15 protein-coding genes are annotated in these 13,414 nt (G+C 46.0%); 14 read left to right on the top strand and 1 reads right to left on the bottom strand.

Annotated elements, in window-relative coordinates; genetic code table 11:
• Positions 1-124: 124 nt before the first annotated feature.
• The 7 genes from CS562_RS02360 (at position 125) to CS562_RS02330 (ending at position 5,492) form a co-directional block, all read left to right on the top strand.
• Positions 125-475, top strand: a complete 351-nt coding sequence (locus CS562_RS02360) for a putative DNA-binding protein (RefSeq protein WP_076289483.1) — start codon at positions 125-127, stop codon at positions 473-475.
• 65 nt (positions 476-540) lie between these two features.
• Positions 541-1,917, top strand: a complete 1,377-nt coding sequence (gene ffh, locus CS562_RS02355) for a signal recognition particle protein (RefSeq protein ID WP_024630183.1) — start codon at positions 541-543, stop codon at positions 1,915-1,917.
• A gap of 54 nt (positions 1,918-1,971) precedes the next feature.
• Positions 1,972-2,244: a 30S ribosomal protein S16 gene (gene rpsP / locus CS562_RS02350; RefSeq protein WP_024630184.1), complete on the top strand. Its 273-nt coding sequence runs from the start codon at positions 1,972-1,974 to the stop codon at positions 2,242-2,244.
• 23 nt (positions 2,245-2,267) lie between these two features.
• Positions 2,268-2,498, top strand: coding sequence for a KH domain-containing protein (locus tag CS562_RS02345; RefSeq protein WP_024630185.1), 231 nt, complete (start codon positions 2,268-2,270; stop codon positions 2,496-2,498).
• 240 nt (positions 2,499-2,738) lie between these two features.
• Positions 2,739-3,251 carry a ribosome maturation factor RimM gene (gene rimM / locus CS562_RS02340; protein WP_076289484.1) on the top strand — a complete coding sequence of 171 codons (513 nt, stop codon included), beginning with the start codon at positions 2,739-2,741 and terminating at the stop codon, positions 3,249-3,251.
• A 1-nt stretch (position 3,252) separates the two neighbouring features.
• Entirely contained in the window at positions 3,253-4,020 is a 768-nt protein-coding gene (gene trmD / locus CS562_RS02335) for a tRNA (guanosine(37)-N1)-methyltransferase TrmD (protein WP_076289485.1), read from the top strand.
• A 215-nt stretch (positions 4,021-4,235) separates the two neighbouring features.
• The gene (locus CS562_RS02330) at positions 4,236-5,492 is read left to right on the top strand and encodes a hypothetical protein (RefSeq protein WP_099853340.1); all 1,257 of its coding nucleotides are present in this window, start codon (positions 4,236-4,238) and stop codon (positions 5,490-5,492) included.
• Between the two features lies 1 nt (position 5,493).
• Here the strand turns inward: CS562_RS02330 and CS562_RS02325 are convergent, their stop codons facing one another.
• A complete protein-coding gene (locus tag CS562_RS02325) occupies positions 5,494-6,462 on the bottom strand; it encodes a polysaccharide deacetylase family protein (protein ID WP_099853338.1) in 969 nt (322 codons plus the stop codon).
• Between the two features lie 518 nt (positions 6,463-6,980).
• On the opposite strand from CS562_RS02325, the gene rplS reads away from it, so the two are divergent.
• The 7 genes from rplS (at position 6,981) to CS562_RS02290 (ending at position 13,107) form a co-directional block, all read left to right on the top strand.
• On the top strand, positions 6,981-7,322 hold the full coding sequence (gene rplS, locus CS562_RS02320; protein WP_024630190.1) for a 50S ribosomal protein L19: 342 nt from the start codon (positions 6,981-6,983) through the stop codon (positions 7,320-7,322).
• A gap of 256 nt (positions 7,323-7,578) precedes the next feature.
• Positions 7,579-8,199, top strand: a complete 621-nt coding sequence (gene lepB, locus CS562_RS02315) for a signal peptidase I (RefSeq protein ID WP_076289488.1) — start codon at positions 7,579-7,581, stop codon at positions 8,197-8,199.
• 166 nt (positions 8,200-8,365) lie between these two features.
• Complete coding sequence (gene ylqF, locus CS562_RS02310) at positions 8,366-9,229, top strand: ribosome biogenesis GTPase YlqF (protein ID WP_076289489.1); 864 nt, start codon at positions 8,366-8,368, stop codon at positions 9,227-9,229.
• 400 nt (positions 9,230-9,629) lie between these two features.
• Positions 9,630-10,334, top strand: coding sequence for a ribonuclease HII (locus tag CS562_RS02305; RefSeq protein WP_180287003.1), 705 nt, complete (start codon positions 9,630-9,632; stop codon positions 10,332-10,334).
• Between the two features lie 30 nt (positions 10,335-10,364).
• A complete protein-coding gene (locus CS562_RS02300; RefSeq protein ID WP_099853334.1) occupies positions 10,365-12,410 on the top strand; it encodes a DNA ligase in 2,046 nt (681 codons plus the stop codon).
• Entirely contained in the window at positions 12,407-12,715 is a 309-nt protein-coding gene (locus tag CS562_RS02295; RefSeq protein ID WP_063566425.1) for an EscU/YscU/HrcU family type III secretion system export apparatus switch protein, read from the top strand. Before CS562_RS02300 ends, CS562_RS02295 begins: the two co-directional genes overlap by 4 nt.
• Positions 12,709-13,107 carry a YraN family protein gene (locus tag CS562_RS02290; protein WP_099853331.1) on the top strand — a complete coding sequence of 133 codons (399 nt, stop codon included), beginning with the start codon at positions 12,709-12,711 and terminating at the stop codon, positions 13,105-13,107. Before CS562_RS02295 ends, CS562_RS02290 begins: the two co-directional genes overlap by 7 nt.
• Positions 13,108-13,414: the final 307 nt, after the last annotated feature.

Genomic DNA, 13,414 nt, shown 5'->3' with positions numbered 1-13,414 from the left:
AGTGTAAAATGAACGTTTTTATTGTGACAAGTATTTTTGCTTGACAACCTGATTTGTTTTAGGTATTATTAGGAACGTTGCAAGAGTGTAAAGTGTTTTTCCTTGACGAAGGGAGTGCCCCGTTATGAGTCAAGAAAACCGGCTTGAGAAGACAAACCGGATTAACTTGCTGTTTGCTTTCTATGAACGGTTGCTTACCGAGAAACAGCAGACGTTTCTAAAGTATTACTTTCATGATGATTTCTCGCTGGGCGAGATTGCAGCCGAGTTCGAGATCAGCCGCCAGGCGGTATACGAGCATATCAAACGTGCCGAACAAGTGTTGGAAAATTACGAAAGCAAGCTTGGCTTGCTGGAGAAGCACGAACGGCGCAACCGTAATCTTGAAGATTTGCAAAATGCATTGGAGCGCGCAGGCGTTTCCATTGATAACAACCAACAAATAAACGATATTATTCAACAGCTCAGAGAGTAGTTTATAAGAGTTGAACGAAACGTATCGGTCCTGAAAACAGTATTACAGCTTAAGGAGGTGGGATCATGGCATTTGAAGGATTAACGACCCGATTGCAGAATGTGTTCAGCAAGCTGCGCGGCAAAGGCAAGGTGTCTGATGAAGATGTTGCTGAAGCTATGCGCGAGGTACGTCTGGCATTGCTCGAAGCGGATGTAAACTTCAAAGTGGTCAAGGAATTCATCGCCAAGGTGAAAGAGAAGGCTGTCGGCAAAGAAGTGATGGAGAGCTTCACGCCCGGAATGGTCATTATCGACATCGTAAACAAGGAACTGACGGATTTAATGGGTGGAAGCCAGTCGAAACTGGCCAAAGCCAACAAACCGCCTACGGTACTGATGATGGTTGGTTTGCAGGGTGCAGGTAAAACGACTACATCCGGTAAACTGGCTAAGATGCTGCAAAAGCAAAATAGCAGACCGTTACTTGTTGCAGGAGATATTTATCGTCCAGCAGCGATCAAACAGTTGCAAGTTCTCGGCGAGCAGATCAAAGCGCCAGTATTTACACTGGGAGATCAGACAAGCCCTGTAGAGATCGCACGTCAGGGTCTGCAGCACGCCAAGGATAACGGTAATGACTACGTCATTATCGATACAGCTGGACGTCTGCATGTCGATGAAGAACTGATGGAAGAACTTCGTCAGATTCACAGCGTAGTGAACCCGGATGAAGTACTGCTTGTCGTAGACAGCATGACTGGTCAGGATGCAGTTAATGTGGCAGAACACTTTAACCAGCAACTTGATCTGACAGGGGTGGTTCTGACTAAGCTTGATGGAGATACTCGTGGTGGTGCTGCACTGTCTGTTAAAGCAGTCACTGGTTGTCCAATCAAATTTGCTTCCCTTGGAGAGAAACTGGACGCACTTGAGCCTTTCCATCCAGAACGTATGGCTTCACGTATTCTTGGTATGGGTGACATGCTTTCTCTGATTGAGAAGGCGCAGTCCAACATTGATACCGAAAAAGCTAAGGAAATGGAACGGAAGATGCGTAATGCAGAATTCACGTTCGAAGATTTCCTTGAGCAAATGGATCAAGTGAAAAAGCTGGGGCCAATCGATCAGATCATGGATATGATTCCTGGTATGGGCAAGATGAAACAAGCCAAGGACCTGAAAGTTGATGATAAACAGATGGGCCGGATCGAAGCGATCGTGTACTCCATGACGACCGAAGAGAAACGCAACCCGGATATGATCAACCATAGCCGCCGGAAGCGGATTGCTACAGGTAGTGGAACATCCTTGGCCGAAGTAAACCGTCTGATCAAGCAGTTTGATGAGATGCGCCGCATGATGAAACAGTTCTCAGATATGATGGGACCTAAAGGCGGCAAAAATAAAGCGATGAAGCAGCTTAAGGGTCTGGGTAAAGGAATGAAGTTTCCTTTCCGTTGATTCCAATGGCAGCTGAACGATATACAGATTTCATTGAAGGAGGTGAATTTTCAAATGGCAGTTCGTATTCGTCTGAAACGTATGGGTGCTCACAAAGCTCCTTTCTACCGCGTAGTGGTATCGGATTCCCGTTCCCCACGTGACGGTCGTTTTATCGAGGAGATCGGTTACTACAACCCGGTTGAACAACCGGCTGTTGTTAAGATCGATGAAGATAAAGCATTGCAATGGCTTCAAAACGGTGCACAAGCATCCGACACTGTCCGCAACTTGCTGAGCAAAGCGGGCGTGATGAAGAAGTTCCACGAGTCTAAATTGACTAAATAAGGTGCTGATTCGGAGGGTCATCTATGGAAGAATTAGTAAGCATAATTGCTAAGGCTTTGGTCGATCATCCGGAAGATGTGGCGGTTCGGACGGTTGAGAAAGACCGGCTTGTCGTTTATGAGTTAACCGTTCATCCTGACGATGTTGGGAAAGTGATTGGTAAACAGGGACGAATCGCAAAGTCTCTTCGTACGGTCGTCACATCAGCAGCAGTTAAGATGGATAAACGGGTAACCGTTGATATCATATCTTAAAGATATACGAAAGGGGGTTAGGATGCATGTCCTAGCCCCTTTTCGTGCATGCTGAAACTTAAATCATAGGATTGAAATAGCTCGTCAAGTATGATTATCTGCGGAAGAATTGAAGGGTAACGGAATCGATTCTGAAGAAGCGTTAAGATAACAGCGATCCGAAGAACGATCCGTAACCGGAGGGGCGCAGGAAGATCATCACATATGAGTACCAATATGAATGGAGTGTAGGAGGAAAGTATGGCAGAGTTTATGAATGTAGGTAAAATTGTCAATACCCATGGAATTCGCGGCGAGGTGAGAATCATGCCTCTAACTGATTTCCCGGAAGTGCGTTTTGCGAAAAATGCAGAGTTGTTTTTCTTTACACCAGATAATCATCCAGTCATGGTTAACGTGGAATCTGCACGTTTGCATAAGAATATGTATATTCTTCGTCTGAAAGAGTATGGCAACATTAATGAAGTAGAGAAGTTTAAGGGCGGCATGGCCAAAGTGTTAAAAGAGAATCTGGCAGAGCTGGAGGAAGGTGAGTACTACTTCCATCAAATCGTTGGGTGTTCTGTCATCACCGAAGAGGGTGATACACTTGGAACCATCTCTGAGATTTTGACTCCTGGAGCGAATGATGTATGGGTTGTCAAAACGCCTGCAGGCAAAGAAATTCTGCTTCCGGTTATTGATGATGTTGTTCTTGACGTGGACGTTGCAGAGAAGCAAGTCAAGGTTCACCTGATGGAAGGGCTGCTGTAACATGAAAGTGGATGTATTAACCCTATTCCCGGAAATGTTTGACGGTGTGTTCGGAACCAGCATTCTGGGCAAAGCCCAAACCAAAGGACTTGTATCTTTGGGAGCAACAAACTTTCGAAATTTTGCGACCAACAAACATAATACAGTTGACGATGCACCTTACGGCGGAGGTGGGGGGATGGTATTGAAGCCAGATCCCATCTTTGCTGCTGTCGAGGATGTATTAGAACAACGGGGCGAAGCTGCGGCAACGATGAAACCCCCACGTATCATTCTAATGTGCCCGCAAGGTGAGACGTTCACACAGAAAAAAGCAGAGGAACTTGTACAAGAAGATCATCTGATTTTTATTTGCGGACATTATGAAGGCTACGATGAGCGTATCCGAGAGTTTCTCGTAACGGACGAATTGTCAATTGGTGATTACGTGCTGACGGGTGGCGAACTGCCTGCGATGGTGGCGATTGACAGTATTGTACGCCTTATTCCGGGTGTACTGGGTAATGAGACAAGTGCTGTAACGGATTCATTCAGTACCGGATTGCTTGAATACCCGCACTACACACGTCCTCCGGAATTCAGAGGTATGAAGGTTCCAGATATGCTGTTATCTGGACATCATCTGAATATTGAGGCATGGCGCAGGGAGCAATCCTTGCTTCGTACGCTGGAACGTAGACCGGATATGTTGGAGACTGCGGACTTGACGGACAAAGAACGGATTTGGCTAAATAAACTTCGTTCCGAACGTGAAAAGAATGTAGAGTAATTTGATGATATTTCGTTTGAGCACGTAAAATAATCTCATTCGAAAGCTTGAAAGACCAGCCTTGTATTATATAGGTTGGTCTTTTTCTATATTGAACATTTTTGCCGCTTTGAACATTTTTGCATGTTCCGAAATAGGGTTGTTTAAACTGAAAAATTTCTTTATGGTGATCTCAGCTAGAAGCGTATGAAGACGACATGCTGAGGAGGAAGAATATGAATCATCAGCCTTATGAAGTTGGCAGAGTGAATATTAGCGAAGCTGGAGAGCGCTGCAAGATGCTTCTGGGAGATCTGAATGGAGATGGCAGGCTTGAGATGCTGTTGGTGCAGGCAGATGGTGGCATAGATGACCGTTACGTCCCGCATCAGGTATGCTGCTTGTCGGCATATGATCTGGATGGAGCTTTAATATGGCAGGTCGGGACACCGGACCCGAATGCTGGCGGTCCAGGATCAGACTATCCCGCTCAGATTGCAGATTGGGATGGGGACGGAAATAATGAAGTGCTGTGTGTAATGAACAAACAATTGCTTATCCTGGACGGAAGAACCGGAGAGATAAAGAAGCGTCATGAGTTGCCTGGAGAGCAAGCGCATGACTGTATTATTCTTGCAAACCTGACTGGTGACCAACACACAATGGATATCCTGCTGAAGGATCGGTATAAGACATTATGGGCATTAGATCATGATTTTAATTTGCTGTGGAAGCATAAAGGCAATATAGGTCATTTTCCGTGGGTCTACGATATCGATGGGGATGGTAAAGATGAAGTGATGGCCGGGTATGACATGCTGGATCATGATGGAGCATTATTATGGTCCTGTCAGAATCTTGATGATCACGCAGACTGTATATGGTTTGGCGATGTGGACGAGGACGGGGAGGTTGAAATTGTTATCGGTGGCAGTGTCACGGTGATGATGGATCGGCACGGTAATGAAAAATGGCGTTATGAGGATTCGATTGAATCACAGCATATTGCATTGGGGAAATTTTATGGAGAAAGACAAGGATTACAGATTGCTGGCCTGGATCGGATTATTCGTGGAGATGAGAATGGTAAGGATGGAATGTTTATGCTGGATAGCGACGGAAAGGAACTTTGGAAAGAAGATCGTAAAACTCGTGGGTGGTTAACCATTATTGAGCCTGTACGCAACTGGGATGACAGCGGGCTTGACTATATCCTGGCTTATCGTCGAGGTGGAGGTGTCCTACCATCTTTGATTAATGGTAATATGCAAACGGTTGCAGCGTTTGGAAAAGAGGGTTACGCCGTACATGCAGACTTGTGTCAGAGCGGAAGGGAACAGGTCATCATCTATGATGCACATGAGGCGGTGATCTATTCCAACTCAGTGATGGAGGTAACCACTCCAACCTCTTTGGGCATAAAAAGAGCCCAGCTTCAGCCAAAAAGGCTGTATAGCTCGACTCTTTATCCAGGCGGGGAAGTTTCAATCTAGCTTAATGACTGATCTCTACGACAGGAAGGATTTCCTGTTGTTGGTCTGATTCAGGATGGAGCAATGCAGCCAAATCGGTTCCTGTCGTAACCGTTAATCGAGGGAGCTTCATAGGATTATCCCCAGGTCGAACAAATCCTGAACGTACGGAAAAGGCCATGCGATACCCATTTTGCTGCAGCTGATAGATCATCTGCGTGCTGGTATAACCGAAAGGGTAGGCAAGATACGGCGTATCAATACCAGTTTCTTTCATCAGCTTGACGTCATCATTGAGCAAGCTTGTATCGAGTCCGACGGGCACGTTGTCGCCGCAACGCATATATCCCTTGTGATGCAGATTATAGGTATGGCTGTTAAACTCAAAGACGTCTTTAGCGGCCTGCATCTCCTGTTTGGAGATAAACGTATTTTTGGCAGGATCAAAAGGTGAAGGCTGATCCTGAATTTTGCTGCCGATTACAAACAGGGAAGCATGGAAATTATATTTTTTGAGCACAGGGTAGGCTAAAGTATAATTGTTCTGATACCCATCATCAAAGGTGATGACAATCGATTTTTTGGGTAGAGAGATCTGTCCATTCACATATTGTTCAAGTTGCTCCAGTGTAATTGTGTTGTAGCCTTCTTCATGCAAATATTTCATATTTTCTTCGAAGTCTTCCAGATTAATGATCGATTTGTTGTTTGTTTCATGATTATTAATTTTGGGCTGTATGTAATGATACATCAGTACAGGTACTTCAGTAGCCGAATCTTGTGCGATGTGAAAGGTAGCCAGATCAAGTGCAGGTTTGCTGGAATAATCGGAGTGAGACATTAGAAATGCCTTACGTTTGACCATATCCCAGGAGGTGCATGCTTTGTGAGACATTGCATTGGTAGGATGAGTTACCGCATACGCATACATTGTAATGGTACAAGTGAGTAATGCGAGTGCAGCAAGAGCAATTTTTTTGAAGTATTTCATAATTCGTTTGGTTCTCCTTTTGCCATTTCATTTCTTCGTGGAATTACATTTTTAGATGCATCACCATGTAATCCAACAAGCTATATCATAGACGATCTTTCTTGACAGAAAGTTACAGTATTTTTTCCGTCTAATACTTGACTTATTTAAGAATACTAATTATGACAATCCATAGGGCGAAGCTTTGATGTCCATAAAGGAATTGTGTAGAAAAGCGCATGGACAGGTGTATTTTAATGGAATTGTAATGTGACTATAATAAAATTCAGGACGTATTTAAAATGAACGTTATAGCGGATAACGTCTATATTGGAGTAAAGGAAATTAATGAGAATTAAAGGGCATTGAAGAACCAAAGAGTTCTGTCAGCAATTTGTTTATTTTTCCTTGTGTTTTGTTATGGTGCGTGATACAATAAGTCTGTTATGTGGAATACGGCGGTCCTCTATGGATAATGAAGGAGACAAGGTGTTCTCTGGAAGAAGTATGAACGCCTGTACGGAAGGAGGGAGTCATAGATGAATATCGTTCAAGCGATTACACAAGAACAACTTCGTAAAGATATTCCGAGTTTTCGTCCTGGTGACACTTTGAAAGTGCACGTTAAGGTAATCGAGGGAACTCGTGAGCGTATCCAATTGTTCGAAGGTGTTGTGATTAAACGCCGTGGTGGTGGAATCAGTGAGACTTTTACAGTTCGTAAAATTTCTTACGGTGTAGGTGTGGAAAGAGCTTTCCCGCTTCATTCCCCTAAAATCGATAGAATCGAAGTGGCTCGCCGTGGTAAAGTGCGTCGTGCGAAGCTTTATTATCTTCGTGAACTACGCGGTAAAGCAGCGAGAATTAAAGAAATTCGTTAATATAACGGATACCGGGGAGGGCTTGGAGACAAGCCCTTTTCGTTTTTGTCCGGGAAAAGTTGAACCGGAGGTGCACTTCCGAGTAAAATGGTATGGCGGCACACGCGCGAATAGTCCGGGAGGCTTGTGAAATCAGTTATTGAAGGACATTTGAATTGTGGATTAAATGTACTGGTAATGCTTGCGTGTAAGATTACATAACTGATGATGTGTAAAAACTGCTATAACATGTACTGTGAAGAGAGGAAGATCATTAATGGAACAGGAAGTTCAACAGGACCAGGGCAATACTGCCGAAGAGAAAGGCAGTCGATCCAAAAAAGCCAAAAATGAAATTTTCGAATGGCTTAAAGCCATCGTGATCGCACTAGTACTTGTCATTTTAATTCGGTGGTTACTGTTCAAACCGTTTGTTGTGGACGGGCCTTCCATGCAGCCGAATTTTCATACAGGTGAACGTGTGATCGTCAATGAAATTTTATATGATATTAGGGAACCACAGCGCGGAGAAGTAATTGTATTCCACGTTCCAACCGAAGGCCGTGATTTTATTAAACGTGTCATTGCTGTCGCTGGTGATACCGTTGAGGTTCAAGACGATACGGTTCTCGTCAATGGTAAAAAAGTCGATGAGACTTACATTCAAGGAGCAATTGATGCTGCTGAAGCGAATGGTGGAACCTATAACGTGAAGGACTTCCCTAATGAACAATTCCCGGATGGGAAAGTACCTGAAGGTCATGTTTTTGTAATGGGGGATAACCGTCCGAACAGTACGGATAGCCGAATGATCGGTTATGTATCACTGAAGGATATTGTAGGTCGTGCAGATGTGATTTTCTGGCCGATCGGCGATATCAAGTGGATTAACCATTAATATGAATGCAGGATATATAAGCAAAATATAAAATGTACACCAAAACGTAGAGGGTTGAACTAATCTGGGGATAATAGAGATCTAAGATGGTTTTACCAGCGAAATGTTTCGGTGTGCATGTTATAGAAAAAATTTATATATCAACAAATAATGAGGTGAAGACAAGGTGACGATTCAATGGTTTCCAGGTCATATGACCCGAGCCAGACGCCAGATTCAGGATAAGTTAAAGCTGATTGACGTGGTCATCGAACTGCTGGATGCCCGTCTGCCTGTCTCCAGCCGCAACCCGATGATTGACGAGATTTTACAGGGCAAACCCCGAATGATTTTGTTGAATAAGTCCGACTTGGCGGATGCGAAAGTAACGCAAGAATGGATTGAATATTTCAAAAAAGAGGGAATCACTGCTTTCCCTGTAGATGCTTCAACAGGTACCAACGTGAAAGACATTCCAACACAAGCGAAGCTTCTCCTAAAAGAAAAAATTGACCGTCAAATAGCTAAAGGGATTAATCCTAGAGCGGTTCGTGGACTGATTGTTGGTATTCCAAACGTGGGTAAATCCACGCTGATTAACCGACTGGCTGGACGGAACATTGCGGCAACGGGAGATCGTCCTGGTGTGACAAAGGGACAACAGTGGATCAAAGTTGGTAAAGAGATGGAACTTCTGGATACCCCTGGTATTCTGTGGCCGAAATTTGAAGATCAAAACGTGGGTTATCGTCTTGCGGTAACAGGTGCAATTAAGGAAGAGATTCTGAATGCAGAAGACATCGCCTTTTTTGGCATCAGTTATCTAATGCGTTATTACTGGGAATCTCTTGAAGAACGATACGGACTTCAGGAGTTCTCCAAGGATGCGGATGATTCTGACAGCGTTGTTGCGATCATGGAACAGGTTGGTCGTATACGTGGTTGTGTGGTGAGTGGTGGGCGTATCGATTTGGAAAAGGCATCGCGAGCTTTTCTGCGTGAACTGCGTGCGGGCAAAATGGGACGTTTCTCTATGGAAGCTCCTTATTAAATAAGAGACAACTGCCGAAAGAAGCGGCCGTTACCGGATTACCGGGAGCGGTCGCTTTTTGTTATATTGGAATTTAGATTAGAGGAACTTTGTTTGATCTGGAAGGTGATTCTAGAAAATTGCACTTAATGGGATTGTATTGTACGTATATCTGGGTCTCTTAAATCATGCTATGATGAATGATGAAGATTTAGCCTGCTCAGTGCTGAATATCTTCAATTTAAGCCAACAGATACCGATAAAATAATAACTCATCATCGTATTATCATATATGCTTTACAGAAGTTTATTTCTTATTTAATAGGATCTGATAGAACAAAAATCGGGAATCTACGTCTATATAATAAAATGATATAAAGTGATGCGTTAAGCAAGAGTGGGCAGAGGAGATGACACCGTAATGAATGAAATGAATGAGTTAACTGAATTGACGCAACTGGATGCCCTGGTTGAACCGAAAAAGAAGAAAAAAGAATTGGTGGAGCCCAAAGATCTGCTGATCTATGAGCGTGAATATTGGGAAAGCGGATTTGAACATATTGCCGGAATTGATGAAGTGGGACGTGGTTGTTTATTTGGAGATGTAGTAGCGGCAGCCGTTATTTTACCTCGTGAGCTGATTCTGGAAGGCGTTAATGATTCCAAGAAATTAACGGAGAAAAAGCGCGACGCATTATATGACATCATAATGGAAAAGGCGTTGGCAGTGGGAATTGGTTATGCGGATGCGGAAACGATTGATCAACTGAATATTAAACAGGCTGCAAGGCTTGCCATGAAACGTGCGGTAGAGGCCCTTGAGGGCGTGCCGGACTACTTGTTGGTGGATGCCGAAAAGGTAGATGTGAATATACCACAGTTGTCCATTATTAAAGGTGATGCAAACAGTCAATCCATTGCGGCAGCTTCCATTATTGCGAAGGTTACCCGGGATAGGCTTTGCAAGGAAGATTGGCATACGTTATATCCGGAATATGGGTTATCGATACATAAGGGATATGCAACGAAATTTCACCGTGAACAAATTATGGCTCTTGGTGCTACACCCATGCATCGTCGCAGTTTTCTCGGCAATCTGCTCGGAGAACAGCACACTTTATTTTAATTAGACCATACGCGGAGGGAGGGGAAGGGTATGAATATAAGTTCCGTGATTCGTGGGTTACTGGGGGATAGTAAACCGGGAAATGCCAAGCCATTGGAGTTAAAGGAAGGCCAGGTTGTACGTGGTTCTGTGGTTAGTGTATCCGATGATGGAGCAGATGCGGTTCTTCAGATTCAGGGTGTGCAGGTGCGTGCAAAACTAGAAACCCCGCTTCGCCCAGGTGAAACAACTCTGCTTCAGGTTCAGCCTCCAGGTGAAAATGGCGTAACGGTAATGAAACCACTGACGGGTACATTGGCAGAGCTGCCACAGGCATCTCTGAACAATTTGCTTCAGGAGGTAGGTTTGCCGGATACCAAGGGGAATCGGGAACTGTTGTTAGCTATGCAGCGAAGTGGATTACCTTTAACCAAGGATAATGTAGCCATGGTTCAAAATATGATAACAGCAAAACCTGCACAAGTGCCTGTCGAAGAATGGGTTCAGGCGACAGGTATTGCTTTTCAGCGTGGTCTTCCGGTTACAGCGGAAACGGTAAAGGGCTTGCATCAAGCTGTATTTGGCCCGCCACTACATCAGTTGTTGAAGGGTTTGGCTGAACAGCTGGAGTCCATGCTGACCCAAACCGCAGGTAAACCGCTGCCGACTGCTGAACAGGCAGCTACAGTGAAGAATAACATTACGGCTGGAGTGCCTATACCTTCAAACGGAGAGCAGACGGGAGGAAACTTAGCTGCGTCAGGCGGTAACCGTCAGGTAGGAGGAACAACCGGATTGTCCGGGCAACCCGTGCCTGGAGCGACTGCTGGTGGTACTCCGATGGCTGATGGATCTGTGGAAACAGCTGGTGGTGCGGTTAAAGGCAATGGGCAGACTGGAGCAGGGACTGCCGAGAGTGCTGGGATAAAAGCAGGGACTAGCCATGTTGAAACTGCTGGCAAGGTGGGTACAGGTATTCCGGCAGGAACCGGAATACCTGGTGAGAGCCCGCGTGCAGTTGACGCGGGTGTTGCTGGGAGCCGCCCAGGTACGCCGGGTGCGGCTGTGGATGTTACGGCTGGCCGAGTGATAGCGGGTCAGCCTGAGGGGGGCGCGGCCGGGCGAACTGACGGCCACGTTGAAACGCCTGCTGCTGCGGGGTCTACCGCTTCCGCAGCAGGGCAGGCGGCGCCAGCAGCTCCATCGGCAGCGCAGCTGGCACCCAAGCTGCTGGCGCTTCTGGACGCGCTGCGCAGCGCGTCCACAGCCGCACCGGCACAGCCAGGTGCGGCGACACAGGCCGCCCCTGCATCGCAGGGCGGCTCGGTGGCTGCGGCTGCCGGAGGCGTGCCGCAGCCTTTGCCAGCCGGCGCAGACGCGCTGCCGGCTGGCGGTAGTGCCGCAGCGCCTGCGGGAGCTGCATCGGCGCCCGTCACCCACGAGGGGGACCCGTGGGTGGGGCGTGTGTTGAAGCTGCTCGGTGCGGAGCACGAGCAGCAGGCAGTTCACGGCGCGGCTGCGCAGGCGCGCGTGGGGGATGTGGCGAGTCCGGGAACCGCGGACTCGCTTAAGGGCTTGCTGCTGCAGCTTGCCAGCAGCGATGGTGCACCGGCGGCACTCAAGGATGTCGCCGGACAGGCTGTGCAATTTCTGACAGGTCAGCAGTTATTGCTAACAACAGATCGCAGTGCTACCTTTGCCCAGATGCACTGGTTTATCCCCATTACCGGACCTGACGGAGAAGAGACGGCTTCCGTTCAGATTCAATCACGCCGTGGGCAACGCGGTGAATTGGATGCATCCAACTGCCGCCTTTGGTTTGATCTGGACATGAAAAGTCTTGGTCCGACATTGGTGGATGTGCATGTTGTTAATAATATCGTCAGTCTGCGTGTACTGAATGACGGCGAAGGAATGGGACCACTCCTGGAAAGTGGGCGCGAAGAGATCCATAAGGCGCTGGACAAGCTGGGTTATCAGTTGCTGACTTTCAAGGCGGAACCCTGGCCTATTGGCCAGGAACCGGGTGCCGAACGGAAAATGACTGCCTCGGATTACAGTCCTGAACGATACAAAGGGGTGGACATGCGGGTATGAAAGAGGATTCGCAGCCGGATCTGATGTCCAAAAAGGCCGTTGCTTTAAAATATGTACCGGGTGAGAGCGAAGCACCAGTAGTCGTAGCCAAAGGCCGTGGCAAAGTGGCGGAAGCCATTCTGGATAAAGCCAAGGAAAATGGTGTGCCTGTTCAGGAGGATGCCGCACTTGTCGAAGTGCTTTCTAAACTGGATTTGGACGAACAAATCCCGTCGGAACTGTATCAGCTGGTGGCGGAAGTGTTGACCTACATTTATCGTGCTGACCGTCTAGCTTCTGGACGAGAGGAAGAGGAATCATGGTAGAGCACAGATCAGAACAGGGTCCAGCTTCAAAACTGACACGTCAGCAAAAAGGACGATTGGGTGAAGAAGCTGCTTGCGACTGGCTTTGGGAGCATGATTATCGCATTTTGAAGCGCAATTGGCGCTGCCGACGTGGAGAGATTGATATCGTTGCTTCTCGTGAAGACATGATCATTTTTATTGAAGTCCGCAGCAGAAGCGGAACTGCACAGTATGGTACACCCCAGGAGTCAGTAGATATTCGTAAAATGCAGCAGGTGCGTGCAACAGCATCTGTATATTTGCAAATGACTGGAGAAACGAATCATCAAATCCGTTTTGATGTGATCGCAGTCATGCTGGATAAAGCAGGCGAAACTGTTTCAATTGATCATATTATGAATGCATTCTGAGTTTCTGCTACATAAACGATTCTTCTAAATGTGTTAACCCACAAGAAAGACACTTTAAATAGTGACTCTCTTGTGGGTTATTTTTTTGGACAAGTTATTGGTAAGAAAGAAATTAAGAAAACATAACTAATATACATGCGACAAACAACAATACATATTGTATCGTATTATGGATTATTTACTTTCTCGATTGTTAATGGACTACATTCTAATTATTAATTCTCTAATAGAAGCTCAAACGATGTGTGTAAATCCAGTCTAAATTATAGAGTTACCTGTGATAAAAGTCCTTTTTCTCCTTATCATG

This window comes from Paenibacillus sp. LK1 (assembly GCF_002750415.1).
GTDB lineage: Bacteria > Bacillota > Bacilli > Paenibacillales > Paenibacillaceae > Paenibacillus > Paenibacillus taichungensis.
Note: the sequence above shows the minus strand (reverse complement) of the source record. Positions and strands in the feature narration are given on the sequence as shown.